This window comes from Flagellimonas sp. 2504JD4-2, assembly GCF_053642935.1.
The window spans coordinates 1,124,124-1,140,912 of sequence record NZ_JBSIOV010000001.1 but is presented as its reverse complement, the minus strand read 5'-3'; the positions used below and the strand labels follow the sequence as shown (position 1 = coordinate 1,140,912).

Annotated in this window: 11 protein-coding genes and 1 tRNA gene; 4 read left to right on the top strand and 8 right to left on the bottom strand. The window is 42.9% G+C overall.

Annotation, left to right across the window (positions count from 1 at the left end; all coding sequences use genetic code 11):
* The first annotated feature begins 39 nt into the window (after positions 1 to 39).
* Complete coding sequence (locus tag ACULLH_RS05175; protein WP_454087655.1) at positions 40 to 405, top strand: SPOR domain-containing protein; 366 nt, start codon at positions 40 to 42, stop codon at positions 403 to 405.
* 66 nt (positions 406 to 471) lie between these two features.
* Here ACULLH_RS05175 and infB read toward each other — a convergent pair whose 3' ends face one another.
* The 5 genes from infB to ACULLH_RS05150 form a co-directional block, all read right to left on the bottom strand.
* Positions 472 to 3,162: a translation initiation factor IF-2 gene (gene infB / locus ACULLH_RS05170; protein ID WP_454087654.1), complete on the bottom strand. Its 2,691-nt coding sequence runs from the start codon at positions 3,160 to 3,162 to the stop codon at positions 472 to 474.
* A gap of 43 nt (positions 3,163 to 3,205) precedes the next feature.
* Positions 3,206 to 4,438, bottom strand: a complete 1,233-nt coding sequence (nusA, locus tag ACULLH_RS05165) for a transcription termination factor NusA (protein WP_454087653.1) — start codon at positions 4,436 to 4,438, stop codon at positions 3,206 to 3,208.
* A 13-nt stretch (positions 4,439 to 4,451) separates the two neighbouring features.
* Entirely contained in the window at positions 4,452 to 4,913 is a 462-nt protein-coding gene (rimP, locus tag ACULLH_RS05160; RefSeq protein ID WP_454087652.1) for a ribosome assembly cofactor RimP, read from the bottom strand.
* Between the two features lie 230 nt (positions 4,914 to 5,143).
* Complete coding sequence (locus ACULLH_RS05155; protein ID WP_454087651.1) at positions 5,144 to 6,730, bottom strand: sulfatase family protein; 1,587 nt, start codon at positions 6,728 to 6,730, stop codon at positions 5,144 to 5,146.
* Between the two features lie 99 nt (positions 6,731 to 6,829).
* Positions 6,830 to 6,901: transfer RNA gene (locus ACULLH_RS05150), tRNA-Gln, on the bottom strand.
* Between the two features lie 170 nt (positions 6,902 to 7,071).
* Here ACULLH_RS05150 and ACULLH_RS05145 point away from each other — a divergent pair.
* Positions 7,072 to 10,404 carry a glycosyltransferase family 117 protein gene (locus tag ACULLH_RS05145; RefSeq protein WP_454087650.1) on the top strand — a complete coding sequence of 1,111 codons (3,333 nt, stop codon included), beginning with the start codon at positions 7,072 to 7,074 and terminating at the stop codon, positions 10,402 to 10,404.
* A gap of 21 nt (positions 10,405 to 10,425) precedes the next feature.
* On the opposite strand, the gene ACULLH_RS05140 is transcribed toward ACULLH_RS05145, so the two are convergent.
* The 3 genes from ACULLH_RS05140 to ACULLH_RS05130 all read right to left on the bottom strand — a co-directional run bounded on the left by ACULLH_RS05140 (position 10,426) and on the right by ACULLH_RS05130 (position 12,828).
* Positions 10,426 to 10,722, bottom strand: coding sequence for a thioredoxin family protein (locus tag ACULLH_RS05140; protein WP_136467482.1), 297 nt, complete (start codon positions 10,720 to 10,722; stop codon positions 10,426 to 10,428).
* 91 nt (positions 10,723 to 10,813) lie between these two features.
* On the bottom strand, positions 10,814 to 12,049 hold the full coding sequence (locus ACULLH_RS05135) for a metallophosphoesterase (protein WP_454087649.1): 1,236 nt from the start codon (positions 12,047 to 12,049) through the stop codon (positions 10,814 to 10,816).
* Between the two features lie 56 nt (positions 12,050 to 12,105).
* On the bottom strand, positions 12,106 to 12,828 hold the full coding sequence (locus ACULLH_RS05130; RefSeq protein WP_454087648.1) for a copper homeostasis protein CutC: 723 nt from the start codon (positions 12,826 to 12,828) through the stop codon (positions 12,106 to 12,108).
* 40 nt (positions 12,829 to 12,868) lie between these two features.
* Here ACULLH_RS05130 and ACULLH_RS05125 point away from each other — a divergent pair, with 40 nt between their 5' ends.
* Positions 12,869 to 13,864, top strand: coding sequence for an isoaspartyl peptidase/L-asparaginase family protein (locus tag ACULLH_RS05125; protein ID WP_454087647.1), 996 nt, complete (start codon positions 12,869 to 12,871; stop codon positions 13,862 to 13,864).
* A 90-nt stretch (positions 13,865 to 13,954) separates the two neighbouring features.
* Entirely contained in the window at positions 13,955 to 16,789 is a 2,835-nt protein-coding gene (polA, locus tag ACULLH_RS05120; protein ID WP_454087646.1) for a DNA polymerase I, read from the top strand.

The following is a 16,789-nucleotide window of genomic DNA, read 5'->3' as shown; positions in this document are numbered from 1 at the left end:
CATTTGTACAAACACCATGTTGAAATGCAAAAGAATATTATGAAAACTCTGTTATTTGTTGCACTTTTTGCAGGTTTTGCCACTCAAATCTCAGCCCAAGAGGGCAACGTTACCATTGAACAAGACCCACGCATTGATGAGTTGCTGAAATTATACGCAGAAGTCAACTCAAAATCTGATTTTTACCAAATTCAGGTCGGATTTGGAAGCTATCAGAAGGCCCAAAATTTAAAAACACAAGTGGATATTGATTTTCCCAATTGGTATTCCAAAATTGAATTTGAATCACCCACATATCGGGTTCGATTGGGAAAATTCAAAACAAAGCTTGAAGCGGAGCGCAAATACTTGGAAGTACGAAAGAAATACCCCAAGGCCATTCTGCTAAAACCGGAAGAAAAGTAGTTCGGAAACAACACAAATAAAAAATCCCGCCAAAAGCGGGATTTTTTTATATCGAAGTTTTTCTCTTTACAGTTTTTTCTTGACTGCAACTTCCTGGAAGGCTTCAACAATGTCCCCTTCCTTGATGTCATTGTAATTTTTGATCTGCAATCCACAGTCGTATCCTTTGGCTACTTCCTTAACATCATCCTTAAATCGCTTAAGGGATGTCAACTCTCCTGTGAATATCACAACTCCATCGCGAATCAGACGAATTTGTGAGTTTCTAAAGATCTTACCAGTGGTTACCATACAACCAGCAATGGTACCGATCTTGGAAATCTTGAAAGTTTCCCTGATTTCGGCATTACCTGTAATCTCCTCTTTCATTTCTGGAGACAACATACCTTCCATCGCATCTTTAAGGTCGTTAATGGCATCGTAGATGATGGAGTACATCCTGATATCGATTTCCTCCTTATCGGCCACCATACGGGCGTTGCCCATTGGCCTTACATTAAATCCTATAATGATCGCATCGGAGGCACTAGCCAACAATACATCTGATTCCGTGATCGCACCAACACCTTTGTGAATGATGTTCACCTGAATTTCATCCGTGGACAACTTCTGGAAGGAATCCGTCAATGCTTCGACCGATCCATCCACGTCACCTTTAAGGATAATATTAAGTTCTTGGAAGTCACCAAGTGCAATTCTTCGTCCAATTTCATCAAGCGTGATATGACGTTGCGTTCTAACGGATTGCTCTCGTTGCAACTGGGAACGTTTGGCCGCAATCTGCTTAGCTTCGCGTTCATCATCCAACACATTGAATCTATCACCCGCCTGTGGTGCACCATCCAATCCTAAAATGGAAATTGGTGTAGCCGGTCCGGCTTTCTTGATGTTTTTACCACGCTCATCCTGCATGGCCTTTACCTTACCGCTGCAAGTACCTGCTAAAACGTAATCCCCGATCTCCAAGGTACCGGTCTGGACCAAAATTGTGGAAACATATCCTCGACCTTTGTCCAAGAATGCTTCAACAACAGTTCCAGTGGCCAATCGGTCTGGGTTTGCTTTCAGCTCCAAAAGTTCAGCTTCCAACAAAACTTTTTCCAACAGTTCTTTTACACCCTGTCCGGTTTTTGCTGAAATATCGTGGGATTGGATCTTACCTCCCCAATCTTCAACCAACAAGTTCATTCCGGCAAGACCTTCCTTGATCTTGTCAGGATTCGCCGTTGGCTTATCAATTTTATTGATCGCAAACACAATCGGCACACTTGCCGCTTGGGCGTGACTTATCGCTTCCTTGGTCTGTGGCATGATATCATCATCCGCAGCCACTACGATAATTGCAATATCGGTAACCTGGGCACCCCTTGCACGCATAGCGGTAAACGCCTCGTGACCCGGAGTATCCAAGAATGTTATTTTTTGTCCATCTTCCAAGCTGACCCCGTATGCCCCGATGTGCTGGGTAATACCACCACTCTCACCGGCAATCACATTTTCCTCACGGATGTAATCCAAAAGGGATGTTTTACCGTGGTCAACGTGACCCATTACGGTTACGATCGGTGCTCTAGGTTTCAAATCCTCTGGAGCATCAACTTCTTCCTCAATGGATTCCTCGATTTCCGCTGTAACAAATTCCACTTCATATCCGAATTCCTCGGCCACAATGGAAAGTGTTTCTGCGTCCAACCTTTGGTTCATGGTCACCATGATCCCCAAGGACATACAGGCAGAAATAATCTGTGTGGTGGTCACATCCATCATCGTTGCCACCTCATTAACGGTAACAAATTCGGTAACCTTTAGGATTTTGCTTTCCAGTTCTTGAAGCTCAAGATCTTTCTCGGTCTGCTGACGGTGTTGATCTCTTTTCTCCCTTCGGTATTTGGCTCCTTTTCCTTTGCCGGATTTACCTTGAAGTTTTTCAAGGGTCTCCCTAACCTGTTTTTGCACTTCTTCTTCGGTAGGCTCCACTTTGGGAACGGAACGCTGGTTTCCTTTACGACCCAAATTGTTGCCACCGCGTTGGCGGTTTCCACCTTGTTGGGGAGCGTTCTTGCTTACGATACGCTTTCTGCGTTTCTTTCTATCGGCATCACTTGTAGTGTTACCATTGGATTTAGCTGGCTCCTCTTTCTTTTTCTTAGGCTTGTTGAATTGGGACAAGTCTATTTTATCACCCGTGATCTTGGGACCACTAAGCTTTTTGTACTGCGTCTGAATGGCAGCAGGTTCTTTAGCTGGTGCCTCTTCCTCTTCCTCTACTTCTTTTTTGGCCTCAACAGGTTTTTTGGCTTCGGCTGGCTTTTCAGCCTCCACTTTTGCCGGTTTTTCCTCAACCTTTGGTTGTTCTACCTCTTTAGGCTCTTCAGCTGCTGGAGTTTCAGGTTTTTTATCAAGGTCAATTTTACCCACGGTCTTGGGACCCGAAAGTTCAGCCTTGGCCTTGATGACCTGCTCCGAACTTCTTCTTTCCCTCGCAAGTCGACGCTCTTCCTGTTCCTGTTCCATTTGGATTCTGAGCGCTTCCTTTTCCTTCCTCTTTTCCTCACCAACCTCCTTCGAAGCTACTTTTTTGCTCTTGTCCGTTTGGAATTCATCCAACAGTACTTGATACACCTCATCTGTAATCTTTGTTGTAGGACGTGCCTCTACCTCATGCCCTACGGAAGAAAGGTAGTCAACTGCCCTATCCAGTGAAATGTTCAATTCCCTTAGAACTTTGTTGAGTCGTATTGTTGGGTTTCCTGCCATAAATTGATTTTCCTTGCCCTAAAATTCGCTGCTAATATATAGTTTAATCTTCAAATTCCTCTTTGAGGATTCGAACGACTTCCTGAACAGTTTCTTCTTCCAAATCTGTTCGCTTTATCAAGTCGCTAACATCTTGTTCCAGTACGCTTCTTGCGGTATCCAGTCCAATCTTTTTGAACTCGTCGATAACCCACGCTTCTATTTCATCCGAGAACTCGGTCAATTCCACATCCTCTTCAACACCTTCACGGAACACATCAATCTCATAACCAGTCAGTTGACCTGCCAAACGGATATTGTGACCACCTCGGCCTATCGCCTTGGAAACCTCTTCTGGTTTAAGGTATACCTGGGCGGTTTTCTTTTCATCGTTCAATTTAACAGATGAGACACGCGCCGGGCTCAATGCTCTAGTGACCATCAATTGTGAATTGTTGGTCCAATTGATCACATCAATATTTTCGTTCCCCAATTCACGAACAATTCCGTGGATTCGAGATCCCTTCATTCCCACACATGCACCTACGGGGTCAATTCTATCATCATAAGAATCCACCGCTACTTTTGCTTTTTCACCAGGAATCCTTACTGCTTTTTTAATGGTGATCAAACCATCAAAAACCTCAGGAATTTCTTGGAAGAACAATTGCTCCAAGAAAATCGGTGATGTTCTGGACATGATAATTGCAGGCTTGTTCCCTTTAAGCTCAACACTTTCGATCACACCACGAACATTGTCCCCTTTTCGGAAAAAGTCGGATGGAATCTGTTTTTCCTTCGGAAGGATGATTTCATTCCCTTCATCATCCAACAAAATGATCGCCTTATGACGAATATGGTGTACCTCAGCCGTGTATATCTCTCCCTCTAAATCCTTGAACTGTTTGTAGATTGTGGTATTATCGTGCTCATGAATTTTGGAAATAAGGTTTTGGCGCAATGCCAAAATAGCCCTTCTACCCAAATCCATAAGTTTTACTTCTTCAGAAACATCTTCGCCCACTTCAAAATCGGGCTCAATTTTTCTAGCTTCCGATAAGGAGATTTCCTCATTGGGCTCTTCCACTTCCCCATCTTGAACTACGACCCTGTTTCTCCAAATCTCCAAATCTCCCTTATCTGGGTTGATAATGATGTCAAAGTTCTCATCAGAACCAAACTTCTTTTTAAGCGCATTTCGGAATACATCCTCCAAAATCGCCATAAGGGTTACCCTATCTATAAACTTATCGTCCTTAAACTCTGAAAAGGATTCGATGAGCGCTAGGTTTTCCATTTTTGAACTACAATTAAAATTTTAATATCACTTTTGCTTCATGGATTTCAGAAAAGGGAATGTCCCGTTTTTTCTGAACTGTAACTTTTCCTTTACCTACGGGTTTGGGCTCACGGGCCTTCCACTCCAAAGTAATGCTATCTTCCGTGGCTTGGATCAGGTTTCCTTCCAATTCTTCCTCACCTGTCCTCACCTTTAATTTTCTTCCAATGTTCTTTTTGTACTGACGAGGCAATTGCAATGGCGAGGCGGCACCTGCCGAGGTCACTTCCAAAGAAAAGTCCTCTTCATCCCTATCGAGGTTATGCTCTATGGCCCTGCTCACATTCATGCAATCTTGAAGGTTTACGCCTTCATCGCCATCCAAAACCACACGGATCGTGTTATCCCCTCCAACGGTAAAATCAATCAGAAACAAGGATGGATGCTCTTCCAATGCCTTGTTCAATAATGACGTTACTCTCTCCTTTAACATAAAAACATCCTTTTAAATCACTTTTAAAAAGATTCCGTCCTTCGACGGAATTAGTTCAACCTATTATTTATTTGCTCGCTAAAAAAGCTCCAAAAAATAAAGTTTTACTAATAAAAGAGGGGACTAAAAGTCCCCTCATGAATACATTTATATCCGTTCAGTGGCGCAAAGATACGATAAAATTTGAGTTTATTGCAAAGGAACCTGGACTTGTTAGATGTCACTTGACTTTAGTCAACGTTTTCCATCCACCATAACTGTTTCCACACTGCTTCTTCCCCATCGTTTTGTTGCGCAATTCCCGGAGTACTTCGTCCGTCTTCAATATATTTTGTCAGTAGGTTTTTAAGCTCTTCAACTTTCTCCCCGTTCGATGCCTGCAGGTTATTCGATTCTGCCGGGTCATTCTTTAGATTATATAATTGTACCCTGGGCAGTCCTTCCAAGGCTTCCTTATTATTAGGTCTAGGAAAACTCCATCCACCCGAACCCGGACACATGATCAATTTCCATTCCCCTTTACGGATGGCAAAACTGCCGTTAATGGAATGATGCACCGTGGCCTCCCTAAAGTTACCTTCAATCGGTTGCTGATTTAAAAGTGGCAACATATTATAACTGTCCTCCGCTTCATTATCCTTTAGTTCATAGCCCGCTATCGCCGCACATGTCGCCGCAAAATCGGTGGTACATATCGTTTGTGGAGTGGTCGAACCGCTTTTTACCCGCTCTGGCCATTTTACTATATAAGGTACACGGTGCCCTCCCTCGAAAATATCGGCCTTATGCCCTCTAAACAAGTAGCTTGGGTAATGGCCCTTTTCAGTCAGTTCTTCAATCTTGGCGGCCGGGGAACATCCGTTGTCACTCGTAAATATTATGATGGTGTTCTCCTCGATTCCCGCATTTTTTACCGCAGTATTTAATTTGCCCATATAATCATCGACCATCATCATAAAATCCCCATATGGATTTAGACCACTTTTGTCTTGCCATTCTTCTGTTGGCAAAATGGGTGTATGGGGAGATGGTAAGGCCAGATAGAGAAAAAATGGATTCTCCTTATCGGCCTGCTCTTCAACATATTTAATTCCCCTTCTAAAGAAGTTTGGGGTCACATCTTCGTGGATAAAGTCCTTGGAAGTCGGACCCTTTCTCCACCATGAGTATTTTCCTGTATTCACCGTAGTTGAATCTGGAATTTCTGTTGCCATTCCATTTTCCACATATACATAGGGAGCCATATCCAACGACCCACTGTGTCCGTAAGCGTAATCGAACCCAAGGTCGTTCGGGGTATTCTTTACTGGTTGGGTATAATCGATATTGACAAAAGTGGTGTCCTGCCACCCGGTGGTCGGTTCCAACTCTGGATTTTTCAATGCCCAATCCCAACCTAAATGCCATTTTCCAATAAAACCGGTATGGTAACCACTCTTCTTTAATATTGATGCCACGGTGGCCCTTGTTTTTGGAATCAATGCCTTCGAAGCACCGATCAAAACCCCCTCCTTAAGGGTGCTCCTCCAATTATACCTTCCTGTAAGAATTCCATATCTGGTAGGTGTACAAACAGCCGAGGAAGTATGCGCATCGGTAAACATCATTCCCTCATGGGCGAGCTGGTCCAAATGCGGGGTCTTTATTTTACTGTTGATGTTGAAGGCTGATATATCTCCGTAGCCCAGATCATCTGCCAAAACAAAGATGATATTCGGTTTTTTTGAAATCTGGTCCTCTTTTTTGGCCCTTTCAGCACAGCTCCAGGTTAACAGCGTTAAAAAGATGGCCAAAATGGCTTTTGTAGCATTGTTCATTTTTTTGGAATTGTTGGTTTAGGTAGGAAAATTACCCAAATAACCTTAAACAAAAAATCCCGATTTCGTTTGAAATCAGGATTTTTAATGGATTTTTTGTTGACCCACTAGGACTCGAACCTAGAACGACTGGACCAAAACCAGCTGTGTTGCCAATTACACCATGGGTCATCTACCAATAAGAGGGTGCAAATTTAAAACAAACTTTCGTTTCGACAAATAATTTGACAAGAATCCAAACTTATTTTTTGCAAGTACCGTTGTTAAAGGTTTTCCAAAATTAACCAGTCGTCTCTACTATATTTACTAAATTCGCCCCAACTTGGTAAACACCAGCTTTTATGTTCGCAAAAGACTTCAAAAAATGGGATACCATATTGGGATGGGTCTCTTTTACCATTGCATTTGTAGTTTATGCCCTTACCGTGGAACCCACTGGAAGTTTTTGGGATGCAGGTGAATATATCACCACCTCCTCCAAATTACAGGTAGGCCATCCTCCAGGTGCTCCCCTTTTGCAAATGATAGGCGCCTTCTTCTCAATATTCGCTTTTGGTGACACCTCCAAAATTGCGTTGATGGTCAATGCGGTTTCCATTGTTTCAAGTGCATTTGCGGTGCTCTTTACCTTTTGGACCATCACCAACTTGACCCGAAAGATGATTTCAAAGAAGAAAGCCATTTCAAACAGCAAGGCAATTGCTATTTTGGGAAGTGGTCTTGTAGGGGCTTTGGCGTTTACTTTTTCCGATAGTTTTTGGTTCAATGCCGTCGAAACCGAGGTGTACGCCATGGCCAGTTTGATCATGGCACTTTTACTTTGGTTAGGACTTAAATGGGTAGATAATCTGGATGACCCCAGGGGCCATCGATGGCTATTGCTCATTTGCTTTGTTATCGGCCTTACCTTCGGAATACAATTTATGGGCTTTTTGGCCATCCCTTCCATTGGATTGCTGTATTATTTCAAAACTTACAAAACGACTACGATACAGAACTTTTTGCTGGCCAATATTGTTGTTGTTACCATATTGATGTTGGTCTATAAATTCTCGTTGACCTACGTCCTAAAATTGTTTGGGTGGAGCGAGGTATTCTTTATCAATAGTATAGGATTGCCATTCAATTCGGGAACCATCATCATGGGGCTTCTTTTTGTGGCCGCCTTTTACTTTGCCCTTCGCTATACCCGAAAAAATGGGTTCCATTTTGGAAACTTGATAGTATTATGTTTGATGTTTCTCTTACTTGGTTTTTCGTCATGGTTGATGTTGCCCATCCGTGCCAATGCCGATACCGTCGTAAATGAAAATGACCCATCTGATGCACGTTCACTGCTAGCTTACTATAATAGGGAACAGTACCCAGGGGTAGAAAGTCCTTTTTATGGCTCCTACTACTCGGACACCTTTGCTCCCGCCGGAGAAGATATCGACGATCGCCCAAAATACGAGAAAGATGAAAAATTGGGTAAATATGTTATAGTCAATAACTACAAAAATGCCATACAAGGGCCCCATGAGAAACATGTCGGTTTCCTTCCAAGGCTTTGGAGTGATCAACATGCGGAAAATTACATGCGCTACTTCGGTGTGCTTGAGTTCAAGATAAAATCGGAGTACATATCCAACAATGACCTTAGGGAAGCCGTGGCACAATTTAAAAATGCCTATGCCCAAGGCGAGCTCGACGCCGAACAGTATATTAGATTTTTAAGGGAGTTTGGAGAGTATATCGAAGTAGAACCACCTACTTTGGGACAAAATTTAAACTATCTCTTTGAGTTCCAGTTCGGATATATGTACATGCGCTACTTTATGTGGAATTTTGTCGGGCGCCAAAATGATATCCAGGGAAAATACGATGAAAATGGAAATTGGCTCAGTGGGATTGGATTTATTGACAGTCTCCGCTTAGGAAGCCAGAAGAATCTGCCCAGTGATTGGGAGGACAATAAAGGTCGAAACACCTATTTCTTTCTTCCCCTACTTTTGGGAATCATCGGTATCGTTTTCCAGATTTCCAAGAACCCGAAACACTTTTGGGTACTCTTTGTCTTTTTTATGTTCACCGGATTGGCCATTCAATTCTATACGAACCCGTATGTTTTCCAACCACGGGAAAGGGACTATTCACTTGTGGGATCCTTTTACATCTTTTGCATCTGGATAGGTATCGGGGTATACGGTCTTTTTGATGAGTTCCGAAAATTTTTGTCGGCAAAAATTGCTGCCCCGGCAATTACAACAATCTGTCTGTTGGCAGTGCCGCTATTGATGGCTTTCCAAAATTGGGATGACCATGACCGTTCGGGTCGATATACCGCAAATTCAACCGCAAAGGCATATCTGGATTCATGCAAGGAAGATGCTGGTGCCATTTTGTTCACCATTGGGGATAATGATACCTTTCCATTATGGTACGTTCAAGAAATTGAGAATCACCGTACGGATGTCCGCGTTGTCAATACCAGCCTGTTTGCCACGGATTGGTATATCGATCAAATGAAACGTAAAGCCTATGAAAGTGAACCGATTCCATCGCAATTGACCCATGATAAATATCGATATGGTTCACGGGACGCTGTGTATTATCAAGGAATAACCGAAAACAGGTGGAATATTAAGGATTTTGTGAATTGGATTGGGAGCGATAAACCCCAGACCAAATACAAATACCTTTTAGAGAAACAAGGAGCCGATATCAGTCAGGTTCCCGAGGGCACTTTGAACATCATTTATTACCCCACCAACAAGATCAGGATTCCGGTCAACAAGAAAAACGTTTTGGAAAGCGGATTGGTCAAGGAAAAAGACTCCGCCCTCATTGTGGATTACATTGATATTGACCTTCCCAAAAGTGCGCTACCTAAAAATAGGATCCTGATGTTGGACCTAATCGCCAACAACGATTGGGAAAGACCGATATATTTTTCAGGCGGAAGTTTTGATAGCGCAGAGTACATTTGGATGAAGGATTACCTTCAATTGGACGGACTGATCTATAAATTGGTCCCTATTAAGACCGAAAATAGAAACTCCTTTGAAATGGGCCGCATCGATACCGACCTCATGTACGATATCGTGAAGAAATGGGAATGGGGTAATTCATCAAGTGATAAAATTTACCATGACCCCCAAACACGTTCCCAAGGTTTGTCGTTCAGAAGCAATCTTGCCCGTTTGACGGAAACATTGATAGATGAAAACAAAATAGACAAGGCCAAGGATGTATTGGACACGGCAATGACCAATATGCCCGTTGAAAAATATGGTTTCTATGCCTTTGTCGAACCTTTTGTTGATGGTTACTATAAAGTAGGTGAAACCGAAAAAGCAAGGGAACTTTTCGAGAAGCTGAAAAAGGTCTATCAAGAACGATTGGAGTATTATTCTGGAGCTCCCCTGGATGAGCAATATGATAATATCGATGATATTCTGGCGGACATGCAGGCCTATCGAAGGACCATTGACATCCTTATCGAAAATCAGGATAGGGAATTGGCCGAATCGGAAACGGTAATCTTCAACGAGTACATTGACAAGTTCTCACAATTTGTAGGGGATCCAGAAGAGGCGGTTGAAGAACCTGCCTTACCAGATCCGGATATGGAAGATTCGATTCCATTGGACACCATTGAATCGGTCCAAGATTCATCAGTTGCCCAAGAATAAGCTGAAATGTAGAAGGTCGGCCTAGATATATTCGTTCAGAATGCCAATTAAGGTATTGGCATCTTGTTCTCCGCTCTGTCTCCAAACCATTTCTCCTTTTTTGTAGATCATCAAGGTAGGTAACCCCTTGATTCGGAGCGCTTGGGACAGCTCTTTGTTTTTGTCGACATCGATTTTGATCACTTTTCCTTTATCACCAAGTGCGGCCGCAACATCACGCAACACAGGATGCATAGAAGTGGATTGATCGTTCCATTCTGCATAAAAGTCCAGCAACACCGGCACCTTTACATCAATAAGTTCACCAAATTTAGACATGTATACTTACTCGGTTTACCAACCAAAAGTAAGAAAATTTGTTAAAATCTTATTGAAGTCGCATTTTATAAGGAAGGGAATGGAGTTAAATTTAGGTTAAACCTTTCTTTTTAAGGGTAATTACCGTGATTTCAGGCCAAATCCCTACACGCCCTGGATAACCAATAAACCCAAATCCGCGGTTCACATTGATGTACTGGCCCAGTTCTTCGTATACCCCGGCCCAATACTTGTAACGCCATTTTACGGGACTCCATTTTACCCATCCCGGAATCTCAACGCCGAACTGCATGCCATGGGTGTGGCCACTAAGTGTCAATTGAAAGTGATAATCGTCATGAATCACCACATCTTCCCAATGGGAAGGATCATGACTCATCAATATTTTAAAGTCGTCTTTGGAAATTCCGGTTTTGGCTTTCTCAAGGTCACCCGCTTTTTTGAATCCCCCGCGACCCCAATTTTCTACTCCTAAAAGCGCAATTCTTTGACCGTCTTTTTCCAAGTAACGGTGCGTATCCAGTAACAGATCGAAGCCCATTTCTTTTTGCATGTTCTTCAAATCGACCAGATTTTGGGCTTTCGCCTCATCGGATTCCCACTGGGTATAATCCCCATAATCATGGTTCCCCAATATGGAATACTTTCCATCTTTAGCTACCAGTGTTCGGAACAAATCCGCCCAAGGCTCCATTTCCTTGGCTTTGTCATTTACCATATCACCCGTAAAGAGGATAACATCACTTTGCTGTTGATTGATCAGATCAATGCCGTAGGCAACCTTTTTTCTGTTGTCAAAACTACCGCTGTGCACATCGGAAATTTGGGTAATCTTATATCCGTCAAAAGCTTCTGGTAAATCGTCAAACTCAAGCTGATACTTTAGTACCTTATAGTTGTATTTGCCCTTGTACATTCCATAAAGCAATGCACCAAATGGTAGGGCCGCTATACTTAAGGCAATCCCGCTGATGAATTTTCGTCGTGAAGGAAAAAATTGGGTCTGCGTTTCGGAAAGGCCGGCAATTTTGTTGTATCCAAACACAAACAATCGAACTACATCCTCCAACAATAAAAAGATTCCCAATCCGACCCCCAACAACAAAAAGGCAAAGAAAATTCCGCCAGCATTGGCAATTTGACCCCGTATCCCATCTCCCGGAGTATAGGTCAATACGCGAATGATGAAATTGGCCAAAGCAGCCAAAAAGAGTAATCCATAGGCCCAGTGAAGCCAGACATTTTTAAAAAGGGTTTTAAACCCCTGATAGCCATAAATGGCCGAAATAATATAAATGATGGATAGAATGATTAAAAACCGGGGCATGCAATTGCTTTTTTACAAAGATATTTCTTTAGTTCTGGAACTGAATCATTTAGGGATTATTTAACGCTGCGTACAATTTGACGAACCTTGTCCAAATTTGTTACAGCGATTTGGTCTTCCCGCAAATGGGAGGCCGAATTCATCGGGATTTTATCGGTAAGGTCAATTTCATTACCGAACGAACTTCCCGAAAAATGAATGGCTTTCAACCCAGCGGTTTTAAATTTTTCGCAATTATCAAGTCGTACACCCCCACCTGCCATTACAAGGGTGCTTTTTGAAATTGAATTTAATTTATCAAGTAAATCCAATCCTTCTTCCGCCGATGTTTGTAGGCCTGATGTCAAAACATAATCCGCACCCAATTTTTCCAATTGTTGAAGTGTCTCTTCAGGATGTGGAACCCAATCGAACGCGCGATGGAAGGCAAACTTCATTGGTCTCGATGCTTCAATCAATATCGCTGTTCTCCGCTCATCCAAACTGCTATCAGTCAGCAATACCCCAGAAACAATTCCATCCACTCCCACTTGTTTACAAAAGGCTATATCCTTTAGCATCACCTCAAATTCCAAATCTGTATAGGTAAAATGACCACTTCGAGGCCTGATCAAAACATGAATGGGAATATTCAATTTATTTCGTACCATCTCAATCAGTCCATGGGAAGGGCTCACGCCCCCTACTCCCAACTCACTACAAAGCTCAATTCGGTCAGCCCCAGCTTCTTGCGCGACTAGGGCAGATTCCAATGAGTTGGCACAAACTTCTACAAGCATATTGCTATCTTTAGCGGGACTAAAAATAAACATCCAAATCATGCAAAGACGCAAATTTCTTAAAAAATCAGGGCTTACTACGGCCGGACTCATGTCCGCACCTGTTTTGGCTTCGTGCAAGACCGAAAGTAAACCTGAAAATGCAGCAATTATCACTTCAGTTACAAAACCCATTGCCATTTGCACTTGGAACTTTAAAAACGCCACAGCCAAAGCCTGGGAAGTTCTTAAAAGTGATGGAAATGCATTGGATGCCGTTGAGCAAGGTGTTATGGTAGAAGAGGCGGATGTTACCAACGAAACTGTTGGCAAAGGCGGAAGACCTGACCGTGATGGCAACGTGACCTTGGATGCCTGCATCATGGACAAAGATGGGAATTGTGGCTCCGTGGTCTATTTACAAAACATTGAGCATCCGGTTTCCGTGGCAAGAAAGGTTATGGAAGAGACTCCCCACATCATACTTGCTGGAAAGGGAGCCGAGCAATTTGCCTACGAACAAGGCTTTAAAAAAACAGATCTACTTACCGAAAGCACTCGCAAACAATATGAAAAATGGAAGAAAAATTCCAAATATGAGACCACAATCAATATTGAGAACCATGACACCATAGGAATGTTGGCCATTGATAAAAATGGCGACATTGCTGGTGCCTGTACCACAAGTGGAATGGCCTACAAAGTTGCTGGACGTGTCGGCGACTCCCCCATTATTGGCGCGGGACTTTATGTTGATAATGAGGTTGGTGGTGCCACGGCAACCGGGGTTGGCGAGGAAGTCATCCGGACCGTGGGCAGTTTTTTAATTGTTGAGTTGATGCGTCAAGGAAAAAGTCCACAGGAAGCTTGCGAAGAAGGGGTAAAACGTATCATGAAAAAGAACGAAGGCCGCAAGGATTTCCAGATTGGTTTTTTGGCCATCAACAAACAGGGGGAAACCGGAGGGTATTGCGTGCATCCCGGGTTTACGTATCGGGAATATTCTGAAAACGGCCATGAAAACAAACAGGTTGAAAGTTTTTATCAAAAAGAATAAAATGTCTGCTTTTTAAAGTAGCGACAACTTGATTCTTTTTTCTACTTTTAAGATTCTTCAATCGAAAAAATTTTAACTGACAATACAATTATGTCTGACCAGAAACGACTTTTTCTTCTTGATGCCTATGCCTTGATATTTAGAGGATACTATGCCTTGATCAAGAATCCCCGTATCAATTCCAAAGGAATGGACACCTCTGCTATTATGGGGTTTGTAAATTCTCTTTTTGATGTGATCAAACGCGAAAAACCGGACCATTTGGCGGTATGCTTTGATAAGGGAGGTAGTGTGGAACGCACCGAACTTTTTGAAGAATACAAGGCCAATCGAGATGAAACTCCAGATGCCATTCGCATTGCAGTACCCTATATCCAAGATATTTTAAAAGCAATGCAAATCCCGGTCGTGGAACTCGAGGGTTACGAAGCAGATGACATTATCGGCACTTTGGCCAAACAGGCCGAAAAAGAAGATTATAAAGTTTTCATGGTCACTCCTGACAAAGATTTCGGTCAATTGGTCTCTGAGAACATTTTTATGTACCGTCCGGCTCGGATGGGCAACGGAATTGAAATTTGGGGCATTCCAGAAGTGCAAAAACGATTCGGTGTGGAACGCCCGGAACAGGTCATTGATTATTTGGGAATGATGGGTGATGCCAGCGACAATATTCCCGGCCTACCAGGAGTTGGAGATAAAACTGCTAAAAAATTCCTAGCGGATTTCGGTTCCATGGAAGGGCTTTTGGCCAATACGGATCAGTTAAAGGGTAAAATGAAGGAGAAGGTGGAACAAAATGCCGAATTGGGTCGACTTTCCAGAAAGCTGGCAGAAATTAAAATAGACTGCGACGTTACCTTCAAAGCCGACGACTACGAAATGTCTGAACCCGATGGCGTTAAAGTACAACAGATTTTTGAGGAGCTCGAATTTAGACGATTGAAGGAACAGTTCATCAAAATTTTCTCGGAGGAGCCCGAGGAACCATCTTCAGATACCAAAACTCCAAAAGCAGTTGAAAAACCCCAAGCTGCTGGCAGTGGTCAATTCAGTCTGTTTGGTGGGAACCCTGCCGATGCACCGGCAACCATAAAGGATGTCAATAGCAGAAATACCGTTTCAGATGTTTCCCATTTATATCAGAGCATTCAACCCGGTCTTGGGCTAAAGCTTTTTATGGAAAAACTGATGCAGCAAACTTCGGTGTGTTTTGATACGGAGACCACCTCTATAAATCCACTGGAAGCAGAACTTGTTGGTATTGCCTTTAGTTGGGAAGCCAAAAAGGGCTTTTATGTCCCCATTCCTGAAGAGAAAGAAGCCGTTACCGAAATTTTGGAAGAGCTTCGACCTTTCTTTGAATCGGAAAACATTGAAAAGGTAGGTCAGAACCTGAAGTATGACATCAAAGTGATGAAAAACTACGGCATTGAGGTCAAGGGTCAACTTTTTGATACCATGCTGGCACATTACCTTATCAATCCAGATATGCGCCACAATATGGATGTTTTGGCAGAGACCTATCTAAACTATACTCCGGTTTCGATTACGGAACTTATTGGCAAGAAAGGTAAAAACCAATTGAGTATGCGGCAGGTTCCTTTGGAAAAACAAACCGAATATGCTTCTGAGGATGCCGATATTACATTACAACTCTCACAACATTTTAGACCTGAGCTCGCAGAGGCCAAAACCGATGAGCTTTTTCAAAATATAGAGGTTCCATTGCTACGCGTATTGGCGGACATGGAGACTGAAGGCATCAATTTGGATAAAGGATTTTTGAATGGTCTTTCCACTGAGCTTGATGGAGATATAAAATCCTTGGAGCAGAAAATCTACGATGCAGCGGGTCAGGAATTCAATATTGCTTCTCCCAAACAATTGGGTGAGATTTTGTTTGATAAGCTAAAGCTCGTAGACAAACCCAAAAAGACCAAAACAGGGCAATACTCCACTGCGGAGGACGTGCTCTCCTACTTGGCCAAGGATCACGAAATAATTCAAAATGTATTGGATTTTAGGGGACTTAGCAAGCTAAAGAGCACCTATGTGGATGCCCTACCCAATGAAGTACAACAACATAGTGGACGTGTCCATACCGACTATATGCAGACCGTGGCCGCCACAGGGCGATTGAGTAGCAATAATCCGAATTTGCAAAACATCCCTATCCGAACAGAACGGGGACGTCAAGTACGAAAGGCCTTCATTCCCAGAGACGGGAATTACACCTTATTGGCGGCGGATTATTCCCAAATTGAGCTTCGTATTATAGCAGCATTGAGCGAAGAAGATACTATGATAGAGGCTTTTAAAAATGGAGAGGATATCCATGCTTCTACCGCCTCCAAGGTTTTTAATGTACCAATTGATGAAGTGACCCGGGAGCAGCGTGGCAACGCCAAAACTGTAAACTTTGGAATTATTTATGGCGTTTCAGCCTTTGGATTGAGCAATCAAACGGACTTAAGTAGAACTGAGGCCAAAGAGCTTATTGAGACCTATTACAAGACCTACCCCAAACTGAGGAACTATATGGGTGAGCAGGTCGACTTTGCCCGCGATAATGGCTACGTTCAAACCGTTTTGGGTCGTCGTCGCTATTTGAAGGATATTAATGCAGGGAATCAAGTGGTTCGGGGCGCAGCCGAGCGAAATGCCGTTAATGCCCCCATTCAAGGTAGTGCGGCTGACATTATCAAAATCGCCATGATCAATATCCATAAAAAGCTATCCGAAGGTGGGTTTAAAACCAAAATGTTGTTGCAGGTGCATGATGAACTGGTATTTGATGCGTACAAGCCCGAATTGGAAGAGGTAAAAGCGCTTATCAAATCTGAAATGGAGAACGCCTATAAATTGGCTGTTCCATTGGATGTTGAAGTTGGCATTGGGGATAATTGGTTGGAGGCACATTGA